The sequence below is a fragment of the Gallibacter sp. Marseille-QA0791 genome, from assembly GCF_965119705.1.
Classification (GTDB): Bacteria; Bacillota; Clostridia; order Peptostreptococcales; family Anaerovoracaceae; genus Lentihominibacter; species Lentihominibacter excrementipullorum.
This window is the reverse complement of record NZ_CBCPMH010000001.1, coordinates 1,170,984-1,195,134: the sequence shown is the minus strand read 5'-3', so window position 1 is coordinate 1,195,134 and position 24,151 is coordinate 1,170,984. Positions and strand designations below refer to the sequence as shown.

At 48.6% G+C, this 24,151-nt stretch carries 22 protein-coding genes and 1 riboswitch; of the genes, 18 read left to right on the top strand and 4 right to left on the bottom strand.

From position 1 onward, the window contains the following. Complete coding sequence (gene argB, locus ACQY69_RS05500; protein ID WP_428259282.1) at positions 1 to 897, top strand: acetylglutamate kinase; 897 nt, start codon at positions 1 to 3, stop codon at positions 895 to 897. Further along, a complete protein-coding gene (locus tag ACQY69_RS05495; protein WP_428259280.1) occupies positions 884 to 2,053 on the top strand; it encodes an aspartate aminotransferase family protein in 1,170 nt (389 codons plus the stop codon). The genes argB and ACQY69_RS05495 overlap by 14 nt, the downstream gene beginning before the upstream one ends. A gap of 116 nt (positions 2,054 to 2,169) precedes the next feature. On the opposite strand, the gene ACQY69_RS05490 is transcribed toward ACQY69_RS05495, so the two are convergent. Further along, positions 2,170 to 3,048, bottom strand: coding sequence for a LysR family transcriptional regulator (locus ACQY69_RS05490; RefSeq protein WP_428259278.1), 879 nt, complete (start codon positions 3,046 to 3,048; stop codon positions 2,170 to 2,172). Positions 3,049 to 3,187: 139 nt separating this feature from the next. Here ACQY69_RS05490 and ACQY69_RS05485 point away from each other — a divergent pair, with 139 nt between their 5' ends. From ACQY69_RS05485 to ACQY69_RS05435, 11 genes are all read left to right on the top strand, one after another. Continuing rightward, a complete protein-coding gene (locus ACQY69_RS05485; protein WP_428259276.1) occupies positions 3,188 to 4,219 on the top strand; it encodes a YeiH family protein in 1,032 nt (343 codons plus the stop codon). Positions 4,220 to 4,336: 117 nt separating this feature from the next. Continuing rightward, positions 4,337 to 5,107: an RNA polymerase sporulation sigma factor SigG gene (sigG, locus tag ACQY69_RS05480; protein WP_428259275.1), complete on the top strand. Its 771-nt coding sequence runs from the start codon at positions 4,337 to 4,339 to the stop codon at positions 5,105 to 5,107. Positions 5,108 to 5,355: 248 nt separating this feature from the next. Then, positions 5,356 to 6,858: an amino acid permease gene (locus ACQY69_RS05475; RefSeq protein WP_428259273.1), complete on the top strand. Its 1,503-nt coding sequence runs from the start codon at positions 5,356 to 5,358 to the stop codon at positions 6,856 to 6,858. Positions 6,859 to 7,052: 194 nt separating this feature from the next. Then, entirely contained in the window at positions 7,053 to 7,727 is a 675-nt protein-coding gene (locus ACQY69_RS05470) for a GTP pyrophosphokinase (RefSeq protein ID WP_428259272.1), read from the top strand. Positions 7,728 to 7,776: 49 nt separating this feature from the next. Next, a complete protein-coding gene (tig, locus tag ACQY69_RS05465; protein WP_428259270.1) occupies positions 7,777 to 8,856 on the top strand; it encodes a trigger factor in 1,080 nt (359 codons plus the stop codon). A 134-nt stretch (positions 8,857 to 8,990) separates the two neighbouring features. Beyond that, a riboswitch (glycine riboswitch) is annotated at positions 8,991 to 9,101 on the top strand. A 92-nt stretch (positions 9,102 to 9,193) separates the two neighbouring features. After that, positions 9,194 to 10,624, top strand: a complete 1,431-nt coding sequence (locus tag ACQY69_RS05460; RefSeq protein ID WP_428259269.1) for an alanine/glycine:cation symporter family protein — start codon at positions 9,194 to 9,196, stop codon at positions 10,622 to 10,624. 150 nt (positions 10,625 to 10,774) lie between these two features. Continuing rightward, the gene (locus tag ACQY69_RS05455) at positions 10,775 to 11,023 is read left to right on the top strand and encodes a YlmC/YmxH family sporulation protein (RefSeq protein ID WP_428259267.1); all 249 of its coding nucleotides are present in this window, start codon (positions 10,775 to 10,777) and stop codon (positions 11,021 to 11,023) included. A 72-nt stretch (positions 11,024 to 11,095) separates the two neighbouring features. Then, positions 11,096 to 11,563: a transcriptional regulator NrdR gene (nrdR, locus tag ACQY69_RS05450; protein ID WP_428259266.1), complete on the top strand. Its 468-nt coding sequence runs from the start codon at positions 11,096 to 11,098 to the stop codon at positions 11,561 to 11,563. 11 nt (positions 11,564 to 11,574) lie between these two features. Continuing rightward, the gene (cmk, locus tag ACQY69_RS05445; RefSeq protein ID WP_428261019.1) at positions 11,575 to 12,225 is read left to right on the top strand and encodes a (d)CMP kinase; all 651 of its coding nucleotides are present in this window, start codon (positions 11,575 to 11,577) and stop codon (positions 12,223 to 12,225) included. Continuing rightward, positions 12,225 to 13,469 (top strand): DUF1015 domain-containing protein, encoded by a 1,245-nt coding sequence (locus ACQY69_RS05440; RefSeq protein ID WP_428259264.1) that lies wholly within the window; start codon positions 12,225 to 12,227, stop codon positions 13,467 to 13,469. Before cmk ends, ACQY69_RS05440 begins: the two co-directional genes overlap by 1 nt. 67 nt (positions 13,470 to 13,536) lie before the next feature. Further along, on the top strand, positions 13,537 to 15,165 hold the full coding sequence (locus ACQY69_RS05435; RefSeq protein ID WP_428259262.1) for a peptidoglycan D,D-transpeptidase FtsI family protein: 1,629 nt from the start codon (positions 13,537 to 13,539) through the stop codon (positions 15,163 to 15,165). Positions 15,166 to 15,171: 6 nt separating this feature from the next. On the opposite strand, the gene sigK is transcribed toward ACQY69_RS05435, so the two are convergent. Together sigK and ACQY69_RS05425 are read right to left on the bottom strand one after the other, a co-directional pair. Then, entirely contained in the window at positions 15,172 to 15,801 is a 630-nt protein-coding gene (sigK, locus tag ACQY69_RS05430; RefSeq protein WP_428259261.1) for an RNA polymerase sporulation sigma factor SigK, read from the bottom strand. Positions 15,802 to 15,892: 91 nt separating this feature from the next. After that, positions 15,893 to 16,051: a DUF1540 domain-containing protein gene (locus tag ACQY69_RS05425; RefSeq protein WP_428259259.1), complete on the bottom strand. Its 159-nt coding sequence runs from the start codon at positions 16,049 to 16,051 to the stop codon at positions 15,893 to 15,895. 171 nt (positions 16,052 to 16,222) lie between these two features. On the opposite strand from ACQY69_RS05425, the gene radC reads away from it, so the two are divergent. Genes radC through minD form a run of 3 tightly spaced genes read left to right on the top strand, consistent with a single transcriptional unit; the run spans position 16,223 to position 19,974 of the window. Beyond that, complete coding sequence (gene radC, locus ACQY69_RS05420; RefSeq protein WP_428259257.1) at positions 16,223 to 16,900, top strand: RadC family protein; 678 nt, start codon at positions 16,223 to 16,225, stop codon at positions 16,898 to 16,900. Between the two features lie 24 nt (positions 16,901 to 16,924). Then, on the top strand, positions 16,925 to 19,267 hold the full coding sequence (locus ACQY69_RS05415) for a peptidoglycan D,D-transpeptidase FtsI family protein (protein WP_428259255.1): 2,343 nt from the start codon (positions 16,925 to 16,927) through the stop codon (positions 19,265 to 19,267). Further along, the gene (minD, locus tag ACQY69_RS05410; protein WP_428259254.1) at positions 19,249 to 19,974 is read left to right on the top strand and encodes a septum site-determining protein MinD; all 726 of its coding nucleotides are present in this window, start codon (positions 19,249 to 19,251) and stop codon (positions 19,972 to 19,974) included. Before ACQY69_RS05415 ends, minD begins: the two co-directional genes overlap by 19 nt. Positions 19,975 to 20,052: 78 nt before the next feature. On the opposite strand, the gene ACQY69_RS05405 is transcribed toward minD, so the two are convergent. Further along, positions 20,053 to 21,153, bottom strand: a complete 1,101-nt coding sequence (locus ACQY69_RS05405; protein ID WP_428259253.1) for an FtsW/RodA/SpoVE family cell cycle protein — start codon at positions 21,151 to 21,153, stop codon at positions 20,053 to 20,055. 159 nt (positions 21,154 to 21,312) lie between these two features. Here ACQY69_RS05405 and rny point away from each other — a divergent pair, with 159 nt between their 5' ends. Both rny and ACQY69_RS05395 read left to right on the top strand, forming a co-directional pair. Beyond that, a complete protein-coding gene (rny, locus tag ACQY69_RS05400) occupies positions 21,313 to 22,857 on the top strand; it encodes a ribonuclease Y (protein WP_428259251.1) in 1,545 nt (514 codons plus the stop codon). Positions 22,858 to 22,964: 107 nt separating this feature from the next. Next, the gene (locus ACQY69_RS05395) at positions 22,965 to 24,128 is read left to right on the top strand and encodes a cysteine desulfurase family protein (protein WP_428259249.1); all 1,164 of its coding nucleotides are present in this window, start codon (positions 22,965 to 22,967) and stop codon (positions 24,126 to 24,128) included. Positions 24,129 to 24,151: the final 23 nt, after the last annotated feature.

The window sequence follows — 24,151 nt, the reverse complement described above, 5'->3', positions numbered from 1 at the left end:
ATGGTAAATCAGAAATACTTGGATAAAGCAGAGGTTTTGATAGAGGCGCTGCCGTATATACAGCGCTTCAGCAAGAAAGTGATAGTAGTGAAATACGGTGGGAGCGCCATGATAGACGATGAATTGAAGGAGTATGTCATCGAGGACGTGGTGCTGCTGAAACTGATAGGATTCAAGCCCATAATAGTGCACGGCGGCGGCAAAGAGATAAGCAGATGGGTCGATAAGGTAGGAATGGAGACAAGGTTCGTCAATGGCCTTCGTGTCACTGACGCGGAGACCATGGAGCTGGCTGAGATGGTATTGGCTAAAGTCAACAAAGAACTGGTCACGAAGATACAGGCCATGGGCATAAAAGCGGCAGGTATCAGCGGTCAGGACGGTGGTTTGCTGACGGTGGAGAAGAAATATTCGGACGGCCAGGACATAGGCTTCGTAGGCGATGTCACAAGGGTGGATCCTAAGATACTGAAGGATCTCATTGAAAAGGATTTCCTGCCGGTGGTGTTCCCTATAGGGATGGACAGGGACGGCATATCGTATAATATCAATGCTGATGAGGCCGCCAGCGCTATAGCGACGGCTCTTAAAGCTGAGAAACTGGCGTATCTATCGGATGTGGAAGGTGTGCGGATGGACCCTGAAGATCCGGAATCGGTCATACCGGAGCTTTACACGGGAGAAGCCAGGGAGCTTATAGAAAATGGCGTTATATCAGGTGGTATGCTGCCTAAGATACAGAATTGCATAGAAGCTATAGACAAAGGTGTTTCGAGAGTGCATATCATGGATGGAAGGATACCTCACAGTCTTCTTCTTGAGATATTTACTAATAAAGGTATAGGAACAGCTATAATAAAGGATAATGAGGAGAAATATTGGAATGAACAGCAATGAGATAAAAAAACTGGATAAAGAAAAGATAGTAGCAACATATAACAGATATGATATGGTGGCAGGCAGCGGCAAAGGCGCTCGCTGTATTTCTGTTGACGGTAAGGAGTATATAGATTTTACAGCGGGTATTGGTGTGAATTCGCTGGGCTTTTGCGACGACGGATGGGTGAAAGCGGTGACGGAGCAGCTTGGCAGGCTGCAGCACGTGTCAAATCTGTATTACACTGAACCTCAGGTGAAGGTGGCGAAGATGCTGACTGAGAGGACCGGACTTGAAAAGGTTTTTTTCGGCAATTCGGGTGCGGAGGCCAATGAAGCGGCCATCAAAACGGCCAGGAAATACGGCTCGGTCAGCAAGGGCATAGAGAAGAACAAGATCATAACTCTCAACAATTCATTCCATGGAAGGACCATGGCTACAATTACGGCTACAGGTCAGGAAGGATACCACAAATATTTCACACCATTCCTGGACGGTTTTGATTATTGTGATGCCAATGATATCCAGCAGCTGGAGAAGCTGGTGGATGAAAACACCTGTGCTGTCATGATGGAGATGATACAGGGAGAGGGCGGTGTCCTCAATCTGGATGAGGCTTTCGTAAAAGCCGCTGAAAGGATCTGTGCCGAAAAGGACATCCTCTTTATCGCAGACGAGGTACAGACCGGGATAGGCAGAAGCGGCAAGCTGTTCGCATACGAACATTTTGGTGTCGTTCCGGACATCGTGACTTTCGCCAAAGGTATTGGAGGCGGGCTTCCTATCGGAGGCGCGATATTCGGGAAAAAATGTTGCGATGTGCTGGAGCCGGGCAATCACGGGACCACATATGGCGGGAATCCTGTAGCCTGCGCCGGTGCCGTGGAGGTGCTGTCGCGCATAGATGACGCGTTCCTCGGGGATGTGGCCGCGAAAGGCGAGTACATAAGGGAAAAACTGCTGGATATACCTCAAGTCAAGAGTGTATCGGGAATGGGGCTGATGCTGGGCGTCGAGATAGAGGGAAAGGAAGCAGGTCAGGCAGTCAGCGATGCCCTTGAAAAAGGTCTCATGATCCTTACTGCGAAGGACAGGGTGAGACTCCTTCCTCCGCTGACCATAACTTACGAGGAGCTGGACGAAGGCCTTAAGATATTGAAGGATGTGCTGGCATAAGCATATCTGTCACGCTTCCGCTTGAGCTTACGTTCGGATGCTCTCAGACAGTGGAATGAAACGCGCGCTTGCAGCTGAAAGATCTGAAAGCGCGCGTTTTGCTGTTGCGAAAAATGCTAATTTCTGAGTTCCTTGAAAATGTTCTCATATTCTTTCGAGAAAATACTGTCCTTATTCCAGATGAAGGTGAAGTCATGGGTCATGGAAAAGTCCGATAATGGTATCCTGACGAGCGTTCCTTTTGACAGCTCTTCTTCCACGGCTGTTTTGTAGAGGAACGATATGCCGCAGTCGGCAGTCAGCAGCGATACGATGGTATGTATGTTTTCCACTTCCACGATATGACTGAAGTCAGAGATGGACATGTTTTTCAGATCTAGAGCTTTCGACAGTATTTCTCTGGTGCCTGATCCGTGCTCTCTGATGAGGAGGCGTTCTTCGGTCAGATCTCGGAGGAAGCTGACAGGCTTCGAAAAAGTGTGTTCCCTGGACGCAACGGGGATGTATTCTTCGGATCTGTATATACGTGTTTCATAATCGTCGCTGTTGATATTACCTTCTACGATGGCGAAATCTATGCTTCCCTCCTGAAGATAGGAAAGGAGAGTGCGAGTGTTGCCGTAGCGAATGTGAAAGTCCGTATCGCAGTGATCCTTGATAAATCCCGAAAGGCGAGGAAGTATGGCGTATTCACCAATTGTCATGGTCACTCCGAATGTCAGTGTCTTTTTTGAAGCGAGGCTTTCGGTCATACGTTTTTTTACGGTGTTTTCGTCGTTACGCATGGTCTCAAGCGCGGAACGCAGGATCTCTCCGGCAGGTGTCAGAGTCAGTTTTTTGTGTTCGCGTTTAAAGAGCGGGACTCCGTACTCCTTTTCGAGATATCCGATATGTTGCGATACGGCAGGCTGTGTCAGCCCGAGAGAGTCGGCAGCCCGTGTGAAATTCATATATCTGCATACCGTCAGAAACGTTTTCATTCTGAAATCCAGCATGGCCTCCTCCTTTATAGAGCTGTATCTGCGAATAATGATAACATATATTTATTATTATATCAATTATTATAATTTTACAAAATGATTGAGAGGCGGTATATTATGGATAGATACAACAGTTGTCTTCGGGAGGGTAAATATGGATCTTATCAGAAAAAATATGAGTGGGGTGTTGCTGTGCGGAGCTCTGGCAGTTCCGGCGGCTGTAGTCGGGAAGATGTTCCCTGTCATTGGCGGACCAGTGCTGGCTATCATAGCCGGGATGCTGCTGGCTCCCCTGGTAAAAAGGCAGGCATCTTTCGCTCCGGGAATAAAGTATACGTCGAAAAAAATCTTGCAGTATGCCGTGGTGTTGCTGGGATTTGGCATGAATCTCAAGGTCGTAATGGAAACAGGAGCTCAGTCTCTCCCTATCATCGTATGCACTATCGCGACATCGCTGGTCATAGCCTACGCGCTTCATCGGGCGGCAAATATTCCCGGGAAGATATCGACTCTGATCGGTGTCGGATCGTCCATATGCGGAGGATCGGCTATCGCGGCAACGGCTCCTGTCATAGCTGCCGATGACGATGAAGTGGCTCAGGCCATATCGGTGATATTCCTCTTTAATATACTGGCGGCTCTGATATTCCCTGCTTTCGGAACAGCTATAGGTTTTTCGGGTGAGACGGGAGAGGCCTTTGGGATATTTGCCGGAACGGCTGTCAACGATACGTCGTCTGTTACGGCGGCGGCATCCACCTGGGACAGCATATATCATCTGGGGAGCCAGACTCTTGACAAGGCCGTGACTGTAAAGCTGACACGAACACTGGCTATCATCCCGATAACGCTGGCTCTGGCTTTGTTCAGGAGCCGGAAAGCTGAAGGAACGAACGGAGAAAGAGTGTCTGTCAGGCAGAGCTTCCCGTTTTTTATCCTCTTTTTCATCGGCGCAAGCCTGATAACAACTGTCGCGATGTCCGCAGGTGTTTCGGCTGATGCTTTTGCTCCGCTGAAGGAGCTATCTAAGTTTTTCATAATCATGGCCATGGGCGCTATCGGCTTCAATACTGATGTGGTAAAGCTTGTAAAGAGCGGGGCAAAGCCTATACTGCTGGGATTCTCCTGCTGGGTGGGGATCACCGTGGTATCACTGATATTGCAGCACGTTATGGGGATATGGTAGCGGAATATCCTTAAAAGGGGCGTACTCGGAATAAAAGGATCCTGATCTGCACATAAATATATTACGGCATCGAAAGTTGCTTTAAGGGGAGCAAAGGAGATGTGAGGGTAATATTTTATGGCCAACAAGGTTGAGATCTGTGGCGTCAATACAGCGAGCCTGCCCAGGTATAAGGACAAGGAAATGCACGATATGCTGATCGCCGTAAAAGCTGGGGACGCAAAGGTCAGAGACGAGTTCATAAGGGGGAATCTCAGACTTGTACTGAGCATCATTCAGAAGTTTTCAGGACGTGGGGAAAATCCCGACGATCTGTTTCAGGTAGGATGTGTGGGCCTGATAAAGGCGTTGGACAATTTTGATATGGCTCATGGAGTGAAATTCAGCACTTATGCCGTTCCCATGATAATAGGGGAGATAAGAAGATATCTTCGTGACAACAATAGCATAAGGGTATCCCGCTCCATGCGGGATCTGGCATACAGAGCCTTGACGGCAAGAGAAGCGCTCGGCCGTGAATTGCAGCGGGAGCCAACTGTCGACGAGGTGGCCCGCAGGATTGATGTAAAAAGGGAGGATGTGGTGCTTGCCCTTGATTCCATACAGGATCCTGTATCTCTGTTCGACCCTGTTTTCAATGATGACGGAGATCCCATATGCGTGATGGATCAGATACGGGATATGAAAAATACCGACGCGCGATGGATAGAGAATCTGTCTCTGTCGGAGGCGATGAAAAAGCTTTCGCCGCGGGAACAGCATATCCTGACCATGAGATTCTTTGAAGGAAAGACTCAGATGGAGGTGGCAGATGAGATCTCCATAAGCCAGGCGCAGGTGTCCAGACTGGAGAAAAACGCATTGAATTATATGAAAAAATATGTATAGCTCAAACAGGGACGCAGGCTTTATTTTCAACAATGAAGCCTGCTTTTTATTGCCGGACGGAACGACGTGTATTGTAAAAACTATTGTGAATAAGTTGACATTGAATAAATATAAGTCTATAATTCAATTATCAGAATTGACAGTAATTTCATAAAAATCTATTTTTACTATCATAGCGTGTATCTACGAAACCGATTGTCGATTCTGGATATCTTTGTATCTTATTAAAAGTAGAAAAGGAGGGTGTTATGTCGGAAGAAAAAAAGGTCGCTACTTCTGAAAAGCAGGAACTGAAACGTGGGATCAGAGGCTGGCAGGTGGCGTTCATCGGTATCGGTGGCGTAATCGGATCATGTTATTTTCTGGGGATAGGCTCTTGCCTTTCCAGTATGGGTCCCGGAGTAATTATCGCATTCTTAGTAACTGGTGTCATCGTTTACGGCACTATGATTTCTTATTCGGAATTATTGGTCAATGTTCCTAGAACGGGATCCTTCGTCGCCTATACCAGCGAATTCCTCACTCCGACCATTTCGACGGGATTTGGCTGGGCTTTCTGGTTCAACTGGGTATGCTATGTACCGTCTGAAGCTATCGCGGTATCTACAGTATTGACATCGCTGATGGGGACGGACAGTTCCGTGACTTATATAGCTATCGCGCTGGGCGCTATGGCTGCCATCACGATAATAAACCTTTGCGCAGTAGATATTTTCGCGAAGATAGAGGCAGGTCTGGCGATTACAAAGGTCATCGTCATCATAGCATTTGTGATCGCGGCATTTGGTATCTGGGTAGGTCTCTGGGGTCAGAGTGATGAATACACAGGATTCCTGGCAGGCGTTGTTAACTTCTCGGGGACGATGTCCTTCGGAGCTAAGGTATTCCCTCTTGGTATTATGGCTATCCTCGTAAACATGACGGTAGTGCTGGTAACCTTCCAGGGTACGGAGATCGTAGGTCTGGCGGCGGCAGAGTCGCAGAATCCGGAGGAATCGGTTCCTAAGGCCTGCAAGAGCGTTACATATCGTATCGCACTGCTGTACATACTGCCGCTCATCCTGGTTATCCTGGTTTATCCATACGAGCTGGCAAGTGATGCGAATCCGGTATTCGCCGATATCATGAACTTTTATGGAATAGAATGGCTGGGATTCGTATTCTCGGCGGTCGTACTGGTAGCTGCCTTCAGTTGTGCCAACACAGGTTTCTATGGCACGGTAAGGTGTATGTACGGCCTTTCCATCGAAGGACTGGCTCCTAAGTTCCTCAGCAAAGTCACCAAGTCAGGAAATCCTAGAGCTTCTGTATTGTGGACGCTGCTGTTCATGTGGATAGTTCTGGTGCTCGGCCTGATCTCAGAAGTTACGGGCTTCATGACAAGCCTGTACACGAGCCTGTTGTCGCTGTCCGGATTCACAGGAACGCTGGCCTGGGTAGGAATAATACTGTCTCAGATATCCTTCAGAAAGAAGCTGAAGAAGAACGGATATGATCCGGAAACGTGCCTGAAGGCGAGGGTAAAGAAGGGACAGAGTTGGGTCCCTGTATTCGCTGTTATCGCGCAGCTCATATGTCTGATCATGCTGGTATTCGAAGACGTATTTATTTTCGCTATCGCGTGTGGAGCGATCATCCTGCCGATGATCGGATATCAGATCGCGAAGAAGGCAGGAAAACTGAGAGATTCCTCGGAGATCGCGTCTACCAATGAGACGAAATTTGAGGAGCTGTTCCCTCCGCGTAATTAAGCGGGAACTGATGAATGAGATGCGCGCTGTTGATTGAGATTTTTTGAAAAGGAGCTGTCGGCCGTAATATCCTGCGGACTGGCAGCTCCTTTTTGTCCACGGTGCTTTCGTAGGAACGTCTGTGAAAAGAAGTTTCGCCTTTCTCACCGAATCCACAAAAAAATATGATAAACTGAATACAAAGGAGACTGATCATGATATTGGAGAAGAAAGAGAAGTTTGTTATAAATGAGGATATGATCCCCGCGGACATGAGTGTTACGATAGACCACGCCAAGGAGATCGTAAAAGTTTTCAGTGATCTGAGGATGAGATATCAGGCGGCCATAAAAGAGGTCAGCACTAAGCTGGAAGTACTGGATAACGAATACAGCGTCAGATATGATTATAATCCTATCCATCACATGCAGTGCCGTATCAAGAGCATCGAGAGCATTATGGATAAAATAGAGAGAAAGGGATGGCCCAAAGAGATAGAGTCGGTCTATAAGGTCATGGACTTTGCCGGTGTGAGGGTCGTATGCAATTATATAGATGATATATATACTGTGGAAGAAAGTCTGCTGAGGCAGGATGATATAAAGCTCCTGAAGAGAAAGGATTATATAAAGAAGCCGAAGGAGAGCGGATACAGAAGCCTGCATCTGGTAGTAGAGGTGCCTATATTTCTTTCTGACAGGACATACCATATGCCGGTGGAGATACAGATAAGGACTATTGCGATGGATACATGGGCAAGTCTTGAGCACGAACTCAAGTATAAGAGCAAGAAAGAGCTTCCGGGATATGTGGTCCAGGAACTCCGCAACTGTGCCAGATCCATGGCGGAGCTGGATGCTTCCATGGAGCGGATACATAAGATGTTATAGACAGCGTGAGCTGAAAGATCGATAAGATTTGAAAAAGGGAGAATTTCAGATGAAGAAGAAAGCAACAGCGTCATTTATTTGCCTGATGATGGTTTTTGGCCTGGCATCGTGTGGTTCATCGGTCTCGTATGACAGCTATGATCTGGGAGAATATCTCAAAGTAGGTGAATACAAGGGACTGCCGGTGTCGGATTATACGGTTTCAGTTACGGATGATGAGGTGCAGACACAAATCCAGAGCACGCTGGAAGCGGCGGCGACTACTCAGGAGCTGGATAAGGAGACAGCGCTGGCAGACGGCGATACTGTGAACATAGATTACGTGGGAACGATAGATGGCAAGGAGTTTGACGGGGGTTCCGCGGAAGGATATGATCTTACGCTGGGGAGCGGATCGTTCATCGATGGATTCGAGTCGGGCCTTGTGGGGAAACATGTAGGAGATACGACAGATCTGGAGCTGACGTTCCCGGATGATTACAGCAGTGAGGAGCTTCAGGGAAAGGACGTGGTGTTCAACGTCACGATAAATTCAGCGACAAGACAGGAGGTGCCTGAGTACAGTCTTGATTTTGTCCAGAATACGACCGACTTTGATACACTGGAGGAGTATGAGGCCGATGTGGAGAAGCAGCTCTACGAACAGAAGGAACAGACTGAAATAGACAATCAGAAGACAACTCTCTGGTCTGAGCTGCTGGAGGATACCGAGGTGAAGGAATATCCTGAGGATATCCTCAATTATTATATCGATTTCAACAGCAGTCAGATGGATACGATGGCGGAGGAGTACGGAATGAGCCGTGATGAACTGCTGGCTTCATACGATTTCGGCGATGAAGACGAGTTTGCTGCCGTCAATGAGGACAGCAGCAAGCTGAGAGTCAAGCAGGAAATGCTCATAGAATATCTTGCTGAGAAGGAAGGATTATCGTATACCGATAAAGAGAAGGAAGAGGCCATAAAGGCTTACGAAGATGCAGGGTATGACGATAAGTCCATAGAGCTGCAGACAGGGCGTAACATGGAGGATTATGTACACATAGAGCTGCTCTATCAGAAGGTACTGGATTATCTGCTGGATAATGCGAAAATAACGGAAGCGGCAGACGATGAGGCTTCCGAGTAAAATATTACGAATATTATGAAACTGGTTGAAGAAATACTTTAGAGTTGAAAGCAGCCGTACGGTATGTTAAAATCGTAACGTTAGTTTATCGATCACGCCCGTACGGCTTTTGATTTCAAAGGGCGGGAAAGAAACTATGATTCTCTGGAGAGTCTCGATACGAGCGCCGAAGGTGTACGCGCGCAGAGCGAAATGTCGTTAAGCGATGTGCGTAATCTCTCAGGCAAAAGGACAGAGCAGATAGTTTTTGTAAAAAATTATTTGAGTCCTCTCCGGAAAGTCGATCGCATCTGTATCGGCTTTTTGATTTACTTTTTTTAGGAGAAGGAGAAAGAAAATGGAAAAATTTACTGAAATTCTTGAGGCCATAGACGGCGTCGTCTGGGGAGTCCCTCTCATCGTGCTTATCATGGGTACGGGGATATTCCTTACCGTCAGGATAAAGGTGCTCCAGTTCAGGAAGCTGGGCAAGGCTTTCAAGTATATGGTCAAGAACGAGGAAGACGGTATAGGAGAAGTCACCAGCTTTGGAGCTCTCTGTACGGCCATGGCAGCTACTATCGGTACGGGAAACATCGTAGGTGTGGCTACGGCAGTATTGGCGGGAGGCCCGGGGGCCCTCTTCTGGATGATAGTGGCGGCCTGTCTGGGGATGGCGACCAAGTACTCGGAAGGACTGTTGGCCGTTAAATTCAGAGAGAACAGAGGTAACGGAAGATTTCTGGGAGGACCTTTCAGATATATCGAACAGGGAATGGGGCCCAGGTGGAAATGGCTGGCGAAGCTGTTTGCTATATTTGGCGTAGGAGCCGGACTTCTTGGCATCGGTACTATAACACAGGTCAATGGTATCGCTTCCGCTGCGGAGACATTCTTCGATCCCAATAAGGAAAATCTCGTGAGCGTATTTGGTACGGACTATACTGTGACTATCGTCGTGACCGCGTTGATAGTGGCTTTTATAACGGCTTTGGTCGTGATAGGAGGTCTTCAGAGGATAGCCAGTGTAACGTCCATAATAGTCCCATTCATGGCTATAGCATATGTAATCGTATGCCTCTGCATATTGGTGTATAATATCGAAAGGGTGCCTGAATCCATCGTGATGGTGGTAAGGAGCGCCTTTGGCCTGGATGCGGTGGCAGGCGGTGCGCTGGGCTCATTGATGATGGCTATGCAGATGGGTGTCGCCAGAGGCATTTTCTCCAATGAAGCCGGGCTGGGAAGCGCTCCTATAGCTGCGGCAGCGGCAAAGACGAAAGAACCTGTCAGACAGGGCCTGGTTTCCATGACGGGTACATTCATCGATACGATAATCGTCTGCACGATGACAGGGACCACCATCATGGTCACAGGGGCTTATGATTACGCTGCAGCCAACGGACTGGAAGGCTCGGAAGTGACGTCGTATGCCTTTTCCAACGGCCTTCCGTGGTCTGATCAGGTGGGCTCGGGGATACTGATGGTGTGCCTGGCGCTCTTCGCTTTCACGACCATTATAGGATGGGATTACTACAGCGAGCGATGTCTTGAGTATCTTACGGGAGGAAAGATGGGCATAGTCAAGGTCTACAGGTGGTTCTACATACTGGCGGTGCTCATCGGACCGTTCCTGACGGTTTCCGCCGTATGGACGCTGGCAGACATATTCAATGGGCTCATGGCAATACCTAATCTGATCGCTCTCGTGACGCTGAGCGGCGTCATAGCGGCCGAGACAAGGAGCTATTTCCACAGGCTCGACAGCGGCAGGATAAGAGAATATTAGAAAGATACCGCGGAGAAACAGCTGTACGGCGCAGGAACGGCCGGCAGAGGAAATCTCCGCGGTATTTTTTTCTCTTTCCGCCATCGCGCCTGCATAGTTTGGACAACTGTCGCATATAAATTTACAAACGGCAGAAAAGGGGGAGCGATCATGCTTAATACGGAAGATATAAGGAATAAAGAGGTGATCAACATCTATGACGGAAAGAGCATGGGGTTTGTCTGTGATATAGAGATAAATCTCAAGGAAGGCAGGATAGACGGTATTGTCCTGCCTGGTGACAGAGGCTTTCTGAAGATGTTCGGCAAGGAAACGAGCGACTACGTGATAAAGTGGAAACATGTAAAAACTATTGGAGAAGATGTGATACTGGTAGATGTCCCGCCCATAATAGATTAGACAAAGACCACAAGATGTAGTAAAATCATATGAGAGCTTTTGCGAGAGACATCCGGTAAAGGAGGTTCCGAAATGAAATGCCCTTATTGTGAAAATGAAGACAGCAGGGTCATAGATTCCAGACATACGGAAGATGGACGTGCCATAAGGAGAAGGCGGGAATGCGAAGCATGCGGCAGGCGATTCACCACATACGAGAAGGTGGAGGAAGTCATTTTGATGGTTATCAAAAAGGACGGGAGCCGGCAGGCCTTCGACAGGAGCAAGCTCCTCAACGGGATAATCAGAGCCTGTGAAAAACGCCCTGTATCCATAGCGGATATGGAAAAGATAGTGGACGATATAGAGAGAGGCCTCAACAATATGATGGAGAAGGAAGTGGAGAGCACCTTCATCGGGGAGCTGGTGATGGAGCGACTCAAGGATCTGGATGAGGTGGCCTATGTCCGTTTCGCGTCAGTGTACAGGCAGTTCACCGATATCAACACGTTCGTATCGGAGATAGAGAAGCTGCAGACCAACAGAAAGAAAAAGGGGTGAGTAAGAAGGATATGGGCGGATTGATGAGGATAGCTGTCGATGGACCCAGCGGCGCGGGCAAGAGCACTATAGCGAAGGCAGTTGCGGAAAAGCTGGGGATCGATTATGTGGACACAGGAGCCATGTACAGAGCTATAGGATATAAGATGAAGCGGGAAGGTATAGAGGCTGACGATATCGGGCGGCTGGAGAAGATGCTGGCTTCTACCGATATAGATTTCGTGAAGGGCGACATCATACTGGATGGAGAAGTGGTCAGCGACAAGATACGCACGCCGGAAATGTCGGAGGCGGCATCGGTCTGTTCGGCGCTGCCACAGGTGAGAGAAAAACTGGTCGACATACAGCGGGACATGGGGGCCAAGAAGAGCGTCATCATGGATGGGCGTGATATAGGCAATAATGTGCTGAAAGACGCCGAGCACAAGTTTTTCCTCACGGCGTCCGCCGAAGAACGGGCAGGAAGGAGATATAAGGAGCTCAAGGCCAGAGGAGAGGATGTTTCCTTCGATCAGGTGTTGAATGATATACAGGAACGCGATCACAGAGACTCGACCAGGAAGCTGAATCCGCTGAGGAAAGCCGAAGATGCCCTTGAGATAGATTCGACAGGGCTTTCGATAGATGAAGTAACAGAAATGATATTAAAGGAGATCAGGTAATGGCTACAGTAAGACCGTTTAGAGCGATAAGGCCAGCCGGCGAATACGCTGCCAGAGTCATATCGCTTCCGTACGATGTAATGAACAGGAAAGAAGCTGCGCAGATGGCGGAAGGGAATCCGTACAGTTTTCTGCACATATGCAGGTCCGAGATAGATCTGCCGGACCAGGAGGACCCATACGACAGATCGGTGTACGAGAAGGCGAAGGAGAACATCGGGAAGAACCTGAGAGAAGGTGTGTTCATACAGGAGGACAAGCCTGCCATCTACATATACAGGGAGATCATGGATGGTCGGGTGCAGACCGGCATAGTAGGCTGTGTATCAGTGGACGAATATCAGAATAACACCATAAAAAAACATGAATTCACAAGGCTTGAGAAGGAGCAGGACAGAATCAATCACTTCGATGTATGCGATACGGATACCGAGCCTGTGTTTCTCACTTACAGGGACGATGGTAAGATAAGGAGCATGATCGCTGATTTTGCCGACAACCATGAGCCTGTTTATGATATCACGGCAGATGACGGTATACGCCATATGCTCTGGGTCGTAGATGATGAAGGGATGGTGGCGGAGCTCGTCGCCCTGTTCGGAGAAGTGCCTGCTCTGTATATCGCCGATGGACACCACAGGAGCGCGTCGGCCTGCAAGGTGGGATTGAAGCGCAGGAAGGAAAATCCGGGATATAAAGGCGACGAGGAGTTCAATTTCTTCATGGCAGCTATATTCCCTGACAGCGATCTGAAGATATTCGATTACAACAGAGTAATAAAGGATCTGAATGGACTGACGGAAGACGGATTCATCGATAGGGTGAAGGCTTCCGGGTTTGACGTCGAGGAAATGGGGGCTGAACCATACAGACCTGATGCCAAGCACGTATTTGCCATGTATCTGGACGGCAAGTGGTACAAACTGACGGCAAAGAGCGAGATAATCCCGGATCATGTGATAGATTCACTGGATGTGGCTATATTGCAGAACAATATCTTCGAGCCGATACTGGGTATCAGCGATCCGAGGACCGATAAGAGAATAGATTTCGTAGGAGGTATACGTGGTCTGCAGGAACTGGAAAGGCGAGCGACAAGTGATATGAAAGTGGCTTTTGCCGTCTACCCGGTAGATGTGAAGGATCTGATGGAGGTCTCCGACAACGGGATGGTGATGCCGCCTAAATCTACATGGTTCGAGCCTAAACTGGCCAGCGGATTATTCCTTCACAGCCTTAAATAAAAATCATCGTATAACAATCGTATAACACTCCTCTGCATGGGGAAAATACCTGCAGGGGAGTTTTTTTATGGGTGAAATGGCCGTAAATCTTAAGAAGATAGTCTTCATGACTGCTGTGGTGATAGTGCTGCTGGTGTGCAGACTGGCGTATATCCAGCTGGTCGGAGGGGATGAACTGGCGGAGGCTACAAGAGCTCAGTCGATGATAGCGCTGGAAGGAAGCAATACAAGAGGTATCATATATGACAGGAACGGAAGCCCTCTGGTAGCTGATGATGAGAAGTATATCTATATAATAAAGGCAGATCGATTCACTGACAGAGCGGAAGCTTTGCTGAAGGAGCTGGGAGCGGAAGAGGTAGATGGGAATAATGACAATTATGTGGTTTCATCCTCTGAAAGTTATGACAGAGAAATGGGGAAAAGGCTGATAGAGGAGACCGGAGCATATATCCTTCAGGCCTCGGCCAGATACAGCGACAGCCAGACTGCCGCTCATCTGATCGGTTATGTCAACAGAAGAGACGCGTCAGGAGCGGCAGGTCTGGAATTGATGTACGACGAGGTGTTGTCTGGGCTGAATAAGCGTATCTATGCTGTTGCCGATGTGAAGGGCAATATCCTGCCGGGCAGGGGATTGATGATAACTGCCGATGATAAGGAAGATTCTTATGTGAAGGACGGGATAAGGACCACTGTCGATAAAGGCATACAACAGGCTGTGGAGGATATCATCGATGAGATGGAGAACAACTGCGCGGTTGTGGTGCTGGATTCCAGGACAGGCGGTGTGACAGCCATGGCATCTACACCGGGATTTGATCCTGATCATATAGATTCTCATATAGCGAGTCAGGGAGATGAGTTGATGAACAGGGCGACTCAGGGGGAATACGCCCCCGGTTCTGTATTTAAGATAGCGGTAGCGGCAGCGGCTCTGGAAAAAGGCATAGATATCGGGCAGGAATACGAGTGCAGCGGCAGTGTGAAGGCAGGAAGTCTTACTATAGGATGTGAGACAGGAGGCGATGCGGGACATGGGACTATAGGGTTCGAAGACGCGTTCGCTCAATCGTGCAACAGCTTTTTCATAAAGCTGGGCCAGCAAACAGGCGCTGATGAAATAGTGGAGATGGCTGAGAAGCTGGGACTCGGAAGAAAGGCCATCGACGGCTATCCGCAGGAAAGCAGCGGTCATCTCATGACGAAGCAGGAAAGGAGCGGAGATGCCATAGGAAATCTGTCCATCGGTCAGGGAGAGACCCTGGTGACGCCTGTCCAGGTGGCCCGGATGACTAATATCATCGCTTCAGAAGGAATGGACAGGGGCGTCCATCTGTTGGTGGAAGATGAAGCAGATGATGAGCTGGTGATCTCGAAAGAAACGGCTCGTACTATAGGGGAAATGATGGAATCGGTGACGGAGACAGGGACAGGTGCCGGCCTGGATCTGTCAAATGAGGGAGGTGGGCCGGAGGCAGCCATAAAGACAGGGACAGCTGAATATGGCAGTGAAGATTCGGTGGGGACCCACGGATGGGTGACAGGATATACTCCATGTGACGAACCTGAATATGTGATCACGGTGCTCGTTGAAGGAGGCTCATCCGGTTCATCATCCGCAGGACCCGTATTTGAAGAAATTGTCGAGTATTTGCGCAAGTCGGGAAGCTACAGCAGACCTGCGCTGGCATAGGCGGTTTTACCGGTACTCCAGAGCATTTTTGAGCTTTTCCAGCGCTTTCTTTTCGATACGTGAAACGTAGGATCTGCTTATATGGAGACGGGCGGCCACCTCCCGTTGAGTACGGGGAACAGCGCCAAGCACTCCGTATCTGTAGATGATGACTTTCTTTTCCCTGTCTGTGAGGACCCGGTCTATAGCCTTTATCATATCCTGCACCTGGAGCCTGGTGCTTATGTCGCAGGCGACGGCATCAGGTTCAGTACCAAGGATATCATTGAGGCTTATTTCGTTCCCATCTTTATCTGTGCCTATAGGAAGATTTATGGAGACCTCGGATGAATTCTTTTTCGATGCTCGCATACTCATCAGTATCTCGTTCTCTATACATCTGGCGGCGTAGGTGGCCAGTCTGGCAGCTTTGCCGCTGCTGTAGGTGTTTATCGCTTTGATGAGGCCTATGGTCCCTATTGAAATGAAATCATCCATCGTGTAGACGTTAGATGTATACTTTTTAGCTATGTGCGCTACAAGACGCAGATTGCGCTCTATGAGCACATCCTTGGCTTTTTCGTCGCCTTTTTCCCAAAGTGAGATGTAATACTTCTCCTCTTTATCAGTCAGTGGTTTCGGAAATGAAACACTCATTCTATGTATCCCCCTCTGTTGATTTTAACTATATGCGAAAAGCAGAGGGGAAGTGCCTGACCTCAGAAAAAGAGCATGCTCCTATTTAGCATTACTTTTTCTTGAAGGAAAGGCAGTCTGTACACTGATCCATCGCAGGGTTCGCTTCGTGAGTACCTACTGTGATGCAGTCGAGGGAGCAGTAATTGGCCGTATTGGCGTGGTTCCTGCAGTTCTCTACGGTACATTTGATGCTTTTGTTGAAATTCATGATATCTACCTCCTGAATAAATATGGTTTTCATTTATTATTATTTCCGCGATGATATCAAAATATTTAATGATCTATCAAAAAAACATGGATTAAATGTAAAAATATGGTAAAATAATGTTGGGCGTGACATGCGCCGAATATCACATAATTCAGGAGGGAAAAGGGGAAAATGAACATAAGGAGATTGCCGGACGGCGAAAAACCCAGGGAAAAGCTGATGAAAGAGGGGAAAGAGAGCCTTTCCAACACAGAGATACTGGCCATATTGATAGGAAGCGGCACGGGAGGTAAATCATCGTTGGAACTGGCTTCCGAAGTGATAGCGTTGGACACGGGAGGGATAAAGTTCCTGGCGGATTGCAGGCCTGAGGAGATAAGAAAAGTCAAGGGGATAGGCGAGGCCAGAGCTTGTGCTATTTTGGCAGCGGCGGAGCTGGGGAAACGCATAGCTGCCATTCCGCGTGAAGAACTGGTAAGGATAGAACGGTCATCCGATGTGGCGGACATATTCATGGAGAAAATGAGGTATCACAGGAAAGAGCACTTCATCAGCCTGCTTATCAACGTCAAAGGCGAGATAATCGAAGAAGTCGAAGTCTCCGTCGGCGATTTGTGTTCCAGCACTACTCATCCGCGGGAAGTGTTCACGGATGCTGTACGCCGCAGCGCAGGTTCAGTGATTTTCATACATAATCATCCCAGTGGAGACCCGAAGCCCAGTGAAGCCGATATAGAGACTACCAGAAGGCTGATAGAAGCGGGAAACATATTAGGGATACCGGTGCTGGATCACATTGTCATTGGAGACGGATGTTATGTAAGCATGAGAGCTCAGGGGATGATATGATGTCTGAGAGAGTGGAGGGGTACAGTGAAAGGAGAGAGGAAGTCAAAACATTCTCTGATGAGTATTTTTATGGCTGCGGCAGGGCTGGTGCTGGTATCCAGGCTTTTTGTCCTGACTGTGGCTGAAGCCGGTAAGTGGCGAAGTGCTGTTGAAGATATGTCGGTGAGGGCAGTTTACGAAACAGCTCCCAGAGGAGATATACTGGACAGGAATGGCGATATCATAGCTACCAGCAGGAAGGTCTATTCTGTTGAGATGAACGGGACAGACGAGGAGCCGCTGGAAACAGCGGCAGCAGTCATGACGCTGCTGGAAGAGGCCGGCGAGGATGTAGAGGTGACTTTGGACGAGTTGAGGCAGGCTGTCGAAGACGGAAGATGTAACGCTTATACTCCTTTGACGTTGTCTGAGGATGTTTCGGAGGAAACGGCCGGGCTCATCGAGAAAGGAGGATACGCCGGTATAACAGTAGCTGTGGATCATGTGAGAGAATATCCCAATGGAGCGTTGGCGTCTCATATCCTGGGATATATGGGCCGGATAACGGCCGGCGAAGAAGAGGAATTCGTCGATGAGCGAAGCTATAGGAAGGATGCTCTCATAGGAAAAGATGGAGTGGAGAAAGTTTATGAAGAGCAGTTGAAGGGCTGCGATGGGGTGACGAGATTCCGGGTGGACGCATCGGGGAATGTTGAGGACGTGATAAGCGAAAGCAAAGCGGAAAAGGGACAAGACTTGACGTTGACGATAGATGCGCGGCTCCAGAAAGTAACGGAAGACGCGTTGGAACAGGCTGTGGTGAAGGCTTCGGAAGGCGGGACATTCGAAAGCGATTATGGGGAGGTGATCATGTCATATGCGGAAAACGCGGCGTCAGGGGCTGCTGTAGCTCTCGATGTGGATACTGGAGAGGTGTTAGCCATGGCCAGTTATCCTGATTTTGATCCCAACGATTTCGCGACAGGTATTTCGGAAGAGAAATGGGAAGCTTTACAGCAGGAGAATCCGTATGATCCGATGAGCCCGGCTCCGCTGTACAATACGGCTACTATGACTGCGGTACAGCCTGGCTCTGCATTCAAGCCTGTGACAGCTCTCGCCGCCATGAGCTGCGGATTGGATGAAAAGAGATATCTGTACGATGATGGAGCGGTGACACTGGGCGGCAGATCTTATGGATGCTCCCTGTGGAATGATACGGGGCAGACTCATGGTTATGTGAGTCTTAAAGAAGCCATGAAGGTGTCATGCAACTACTATTTCTATGATATAGCTTCGGGTGAGGATCTGGCGTCGGGAAAAGGGCTGGGGTACGATGAGACGATGGATAACGATATGATAACGAAGTACGCGAAGATGCTGGGATTAGGGGAAAAGACCGGTATCGAGATAAGTGAAAGCGCCGGGAGCACCCCTTCTGAGAAGCTGAAGGCCGAAGGGATAAAGAACAGTTTGAGAAATTATCTTCTGGCGGAAGAGGAGAGCTATTTCATAAAAAGCACATTGAAAAACAGGAAAAAGACACGAAAAAACATAGAAAAAATCGTGAAATTGGCCGATAAGGACTTGACTTTGGATGAAATTATAGGCAAACTAACTAAAGAGAATTTTATCAGGAAAGATAAAGCAGACGAGCTGGCATCTGTATGCAAGTATACTTACTTCGGACAGATGGAGTGGACTAAAGGGGATACGTTCAATATTGCTATCGGGCAGGGGGATAATGCCTATACTACTCTTCAGATGGCCAATTACATGGCATCTTTAGCTAACGGAGGCAGCAGGAATGATGTGACGTTGACAGCAGGAGAGAAAGCTGTCGGGAAACGATCTGAAATGATCGAAACTGTCGATGAAGACGATGTGAAATGCGTGATCGAGGCGATGACAGGCGTTACGGAGGATCAGGATGGTTCTCTCTACAGTCAGTTCGCTTCTTTTCCGTATACAGTGGCTGCCAAGACAGGCACCGCGCAGCGAGCGGGCAAGAAAAGCGATGAGGACGAGAGGGAATATTTGAAAAGGCACCTGCATCTGATAGCATCGGACGTTACGATGGAACAGGTGGAAGAAGAAGCTGAGCGTCTTAAAGATGAATACCCCGACATATACGAGGAAGACAGTGCTGCACTGAGAAGGGCTGTCATAAATGAAAGTGGCATGGAAATAACGTCTGAAGACATAGACCGTTATAAAGAGGACTATGATAGCTTTGCGTGGACGGTGGCGCTGGCCCCGGCCGATGAACCTCAGATAGCGGTGGCCGTCATGCTGGTCCAGGGAAAGACGTCATCGAACGCGGCGCCGGTGGCGAGAGAAATAATAGGAAAGTACGGAGAAATTTTGGAATGGGAAAAGTCATCTTAATCGCATCAGGAAAAGGAGGAACAGGAAAGACGATGGTTACCGTGAATCTGGGCGCGGTATTGGCTCAGAGGGGGAACCGTGTCATGCTGATGGATCTGGATATGGGCATGAGGAACCTGGACATCTACCTGGGTATGGAGAGCAAGGTCGTATATAATATAATGGACGTGATCTCAGGGATCTGTCGCATCAAGAAGGCGATGATCAGAGTGGATGGCTTCGATGATCTCTATTTTATGGCAGCTTCCCCGATGAAAGACGATCGGGATATAACGCCGCTTCACATGAAGGTCCTCTGCGAAAAGCTTGCGAGATATTTCGATTATATAATAGTGGACTGTCCCGCAGGCATTGGCGATATGCTGGACGTAGGTGCCGCGGCGGCAGACGAGGTAGTCATCGTCACTGAGCCTGAAGCGGCGTCCCTCAGGGATGCCGATGTGACGGAGCGATATCTTCGTGATAAAGGAATAGGCGGAACATGTTTTATAATAAATAAAGTCAAGGTAGAGCTTATGCGTTCCGGACTGGTCCCTGATTTGATGACTATACTTAACATGTTCAACAGTCCGGTGGTCGGTATCATACAGGACGATGATAATATACATATATCGACAAACAAAGGGTTGCCGATAGTATGCAAGAAAGGAACATACATAGAAAAAAATTTCCAGGACATAGTGGATAAAATAACAGAGCTGATGTAGGAGCTGATCGGATAAGATGCTGTCGTGTCAAAAGCATAATGACGCGGCAGCTTTTTAAATACCTGTTGATGCAGAGGTTCACAGCTTTTGCCTGCAGCTTACGCTCAGCAACAGACCTATACCCATCATGGAGGAGATGAGAGATGAACCGCCGTAGCTTACGAATGGAAGCGTTATGCCTGTCACAGGCATGATACCCATATTCATCGCTATGTTTTCGAAAGCCTGAAAGAAGAACATCCCGGAAAGTCCCGCGGCGATGAGGGTACCTGAGAGATCACTGGCGTATTTTGCTGTTTTGAGAGAACGGTACATCAGGAGAGCGAACAACGCTATTGTGGATATGCCGCCGATGAAACCGAATTCTTCTGTTATGGAGGCGAAGATGAAGTCGGATTCGGGCACAGGCAGAAAACCGAGATGGCCTTGGGTGCCTTGCAGGAAACCCTTGCCCAGGAAGCCTCCGGAGCCTATGGCTGCTTTGGAATTCCAGACCTGGTAATTCCCGGGAAGGCTCAGATCGCCGGGGTTCAGAAAGGCGTCTATCCTGTCCTTCTGATAGCCTGCCATGAAGAAATAGAACAACGGAATGAGAGCGATGAACGCAAGAGCCAGCCGGACTATCACTTTAAGATCGAGACCGGAGCAGAATACCATGAATATCCATATGGCACAGAAAACGCATCCGCTGCCAAAATCCTCTTTAGATACTATCAGGATGAATGGCAGTCCATAGAGTGCTGCCATAACGATGCCCCTGGCGCTGGAAAGGGATTTCCCTGTTCTTGAAAGATAGGATGCCATCAATATGACAAAGGCGATCTTCACCGGCTCTGAAGGCTGGAACGTCACGAAACCCAGATCCAGCCATGAACGGGAACCGTAAAATGAGGTCCCCAGGCCGGGAATGTATACTGAAAGGAGAAATATTATACCAGCTATATATATGATCTTTTCCAGGTCAAGAAAGTATCTGTAGCCCAGAGTCAATATCGCCGAAGCTGCTATCAGCCCCAGTATCAGGGCTACAGACTGTATCAAAACTTCCCTGGAAAGGAAGGTCTGATCATCGCGGCTCACACTTATCAGGCCTGCCATTCCTGTCAGGAAGAGCAGCAGCGAGGCGGCGATGATGTAATGATCGCACTGTCTTAATCTGAGAATGAATTTGTTGTTCATTGCACGCCTCCAACCTTGACTAGGTAGCCAAAAAAGTCTATAATGATATTGTGTGCTTTTCATTAATTATTATTACTTTTCATGTAATTAATTGATATTTATCAAGTGACTTTGAGTTGATTATAGACTTGAAAATGCGAATAAAAAGGAGGATGATCGATGACGGGAGTTGTTGCGGCGGTTATTGTTGGACTGGCTGCCCTGATAGTAGGGCTGCTGGTTGGATATATACTGAGAAAATCTATCGGCGAAAAGACCATAGGAAATGCTGAACAAAAGGCGAAAAACCTTATACTCGACGCCGAGAACAGAGCGGAGACGCTGAAAAAAGAGAAGATACTGGAAGCCAAAGAAGAGGTACACAGGCAGAGAAACGATGCCGAAAGGGAGATCAGGGAGAGGAGGAACGAGATACAGAAGTCCGAGAGGAGACTCGTTCAGAAAGAAGAAGCGATAGACAGAAAACTTGAAAATATTGAAAAGAAAGAAGAAAGCATCACAAACAAGGAAAAGAGCATCTCTAACAAGCAGCAGGAGATGGAGAAGCTGCGAAAACAGCAGATGGAAGAGCTTGAGAAGATATCAGGCTATTCGGTAGAACAGGCTCGGGAGATAATACTCCAGAAGGTCGAAAAGGAGGCCAGAAGCGACGCTGCGCTGCTGTATAAGGAGATAGAGAGCAAAGCCAAGGATGAGGCGGACAAGAAGGCAAAGGAGATAATCACAGGCGCGATACAGAGATGTGCTGCCGACCATGTGGCGGAATCGACCGTATCGGTAGTGCCGCTGCCTAACGATGAGATGAAGGGCAGGATCATAGGACGTGAGGGCAGGAATATCAGAGCGATAGAGACTCTTACGGGCATAGATCTGATAATAGATGATACTCCGGAGGCTGTTATACTTTCAGGATTCGATCCTGTGAGAAGGGAAGTGGCCAGACTGGCCCTCGAGAAGCTTATCGTCGATGGAAGGATACACCCGGCGAGGATAGAAGAAATGGTACAGAAATCCGAGCGGGAGGTAAAAGCTATAATCAAGGAAGAAGGCGAACAAGCCACCTTCGAGGTGGGTATACACAACCTGCATCCTGAATTGGTGAAGCTTCTCGGAAGACTGAAGTACAGGACATCTTACGGACAGAACGTACTTAAGCATTCCATCGAGGTGGCGCATCTGGCAGGCCTTATGGCGGGCGAACTGGGGCTTGATGTTACGCTGGCCAAGCGAGCGGGACTCCTCCACGACATAGGGAAGGCGCTGGATCACGAGCGGGAAGGTACCCATGTGGATATCGGTATCGAGGTGCTGAGAAAGTATAAAGAATCGGAGGCTGTCATAAACGGGATGGCGGCTCACCACGGAGATTATGAGCCTAAATCCATAGAAGCTGTACTTATAGCGGCGGCGGATGCCTTATCGGCAGCCAGACCGGGAGCCAGGAGAGAGACGCTGGAATCTTATATCAAGAGACTTCAGAAGCTGGAAGAGATCGCAAATACTACCGAGGGTGTGGAAAGGTCATATGCTATCCAGGCCGGAAGGGAAATAAGGATCATCGCCAAGCCTGATGAAGTGAGTGACGACGATATTGTGCTCCTGGCCAGGGACATATCCAAGAAGATAGAATCCGAGCTGGAATATCCGGGGCAGATAAAGGTCAACGTCGTAAGAGAGACGAGAGCCATAGATTATGCGAAATAAGAGAATGTGAAAGTGGAGGCGGATTTGATCCGCCTCTTTTATGCCGTAATAGCGGCTGAGCGGTACACCGCGGCCGAGCGGCATACCGATGGGTATAGGAGAGTTGTATGATTTATTTGGATAACAGCGCGACGACCAGACAGTTCCCGGAAGTCACGGAAACCATGATAAAGTACATGGAGGAGTATTTTGGGAATCCATCATCCCTGTATCAGCTGGGAGTCGACAGTGAAAAGGCTATAAAAACGGCACGCCGCCGCGTCCTCGAGGCGATGGGGCTTGGGGACGGGCGTGTCTATTTTACTTCCGGAGGAACGGAAGGCGATAATATGGCGGTGTTTGGAGCGGTAAAGGCTCTCAGACGGCGAGGTAATAAGATCGTAACGACTGCCGTGGAGCATCCGGCTGTCCTGGAATGCTGTAAAGCATTACAGGAACAGGGATTTGATGTCGAATACATAGGTGTCGACAGGAATTGCAGACTGGATACGGCGGCGTTGGAAGACGCCATAGATGATAAGACTATACTGGTGTCGGTGATGCATGTCAATAATGAAGTCGGCACTGTAATGCCGGTGAACAGGATAAAAGAGATCATGAAAGCGAAAAATGCTCCGGGGATATTCCACTGCGATTCGGTACAGAGCTTTGGGAAACTGAATCTTTGCAATGACGCGGACGTGATAACTGTAAGCGGTCACAAGATACATGGACCTAAGGGAACAGGAGCGGTGTACGTAGGAGAGGGGACGAACTTGCCGGCTTTCATCTGCGGCGGCGGACAGGAATCGGGAAAGCGTTCCGGGACGGAAAATGTTCCTGCCATAGCGGGGTTTGGTGTGGCTGCGGAGATATCGGAGATCACCATGAAAGAAAGCATGGCAGCAGCATCGAAAATACGTGACCGCTTGGCAGAAGGCCTCAGAGCGAAAATCAGCGATATGGTCATCAACAGCCCGGAACAGACAGGAGAAAGGGAAGGGATGTGCTGTCCATATATTTTGAATGTCTCCTTTCCGGGAACGAGAGGCGAGGTGCTGCTCCACACCCTGGAGCAGGACGGTATATATGTTTCCACGGGCTCAGCCTGTTCTTCCAACAAAAAAGGTCAAAGTCATGTCCTGAAAGCCATGGGGCTTACGGACAGAGAAATAGAGGGCACGCTACGTTTCAGTTTCGGTCAGATGAACGATATCGATGAGATAGATGTGGTAACGGAGAAGGTGGCCGCTGCGGTGAAACGATTCAGGAAGTTGGGAAGCTTCAGGTAGCAGCCGCGAGTTGGAGAGGGCCA

What these genes read in the sequence shown, in the direction of transcription:
- argB (WP_428259282.1), top strand. Translation starts at nt 1, where the DNA reads ATGGTAAATCAGAAATACTTGGATAAAGCAGAGGTTTTGATAGAGGCG.
- ACQY69_RS05495 (WP_428259280.1), top strand. Translation starts at nt 884, where the DNA reads ATGAACAGCAATGAGATAAAAAAACTGGATAAAGAAAAGATAGTAGCA.
- ACQY69_RS05490 (WP_428259278.1), bottom strand. Translation starts at nt 3,048, where the DNA reads ATGCTGGATTTCAGAATGAAAACGTTTCTGACGGTATGCAGATATATG.
- ACQY69_RS05485 (WP_428259276.1), top strand. Translation starts at nt 3,188, where the DNA reads ATGGATCTTATCAGAAAAAATATGAGTGGGGTGTTGCTGTGCGGAGCT.
- sigG (WP_428259275.1), top strand. Translation starts at nt 4,337, where the DNA reads ATGGCCAACAAGGTTGAGATCTGTGGCGTCAATACAGCGAGCCTGCCC.
- ACQY69_RS05475 (WP_428259273.1), top strand. Translation starts at nt 5,356, where the DNA reads ATGTCGGAAGAAAAAAAGGTCGCTACTTCTGAAAAGCAGGAACTGAAA.
- ACQY69_RS05470 (WP_428259272.1), top strand. Translation starts at nt 7,053, where the DNA reads ATGATATTGGAGAAGAAAGAGAAGTTTGTTATAAATGAGGATATGATC.
- tig (WP_428259270.1), top strand. Translation starts at nt 7,777, where the DNA reads ATGAAGAAGAAAGCAACAGCGTCATTTATTTGCCTGATGATGGTTTTT.
- ACQY69_RS05460 (WP_428259269.1), top strand. Translation starts at nt 9,194, where the DNA reads ATGGAAAAATTTACTGAAATTCTTGAGGCCATAGACGGCGTCGTCTGG.
- ACQY69_RS05455 (WP_428259267.1), top strand. Translation starts at nt 10,775, where the DNA reads ATGCTTAATACGGAAGATATAAGGAATAAAGAGGTGATCAACATCTAT.
- nrdR (WP_428259266.1), top strand. Translation starts at nt 11,096, where the DNA reads ATGAAATGCCCTTATTGTGAAAATGAAGACAGCAGGGTCATAGATTCC.
- cmk (WP_428261019.1), top strand. Translation starts at nt 11,575, where the DNA reads ATGGGCGGATTGATGAGGATAGCTGTCGATGGACCCAGCGGCGCGGGC.
- ACQY69_RS05440 (WP_428259264.1), top strand. Translation starts at nt 12,225, where the DNA reads ATGGCTACAGTAAGACCGTTTAGAGCGATAAGGCCAGCCGGCGAATAC.
- ACQY69_RS05435 (WP_428259262.1), top strand. Translation starts at nt 13,537, where the DNA reads ATGGGTGAAATGGCCGTAAATCTTAAGAAGATAGTCTTCATGACTGCT.
- sigK (WP_428259261.1), bottom strand. Translation starts at nt 15,801, where the DNA reads ATGAGTGTTTCATTTCCGAAACCACTGACTGATAAAGAGGAGAAGTAT.
- ACQY69_RS05425 (WP_428259259.1), bottom strand. Translation starts at nt 16,051, where the DNA reads ATGAATTTCAACAAAAGCATCAAATGTACCGTAGAGAACTGCAGGAAC.
- radC (WP_428259257.1), top strand. Translation starts at nt 16,223, where the DNA reads ATGAACATAAGGAGATTGCCGGACGGCGAAAAACCCAGGGAAAAGCTG.
- minD (WP_428259254.1), top strand. Translation starts at nt 19,249, where the DNA reads ATGGGAAAAGTCATCTTAATCGCATCAGGAAAAGGAGGAACAGGAAAG.
- ACQY69_RS05405 (WP_428259253.1), bottom strand. Translation starts at nt 21,153, where the DNA reads ATGAACAACAAATTCATTCTCAGATTAAGACAGTGCGATCATTACATC.
- rny (WP_428259251.1), top strand. Translation starts at nt 21,313, where the DNA reads ATGACGGGAGTTGTTGCGGCGGTTATTGTTGGACTGGCTGCCCTGATA.
- ACQY69_RS05395 (WP_428259249.1), top strand. Translation starts at nt 22,965, where the DNA reads ATGATTTATTTGGATAACAGCGCGACGACCAGACAGTTCCCGGAAGTC.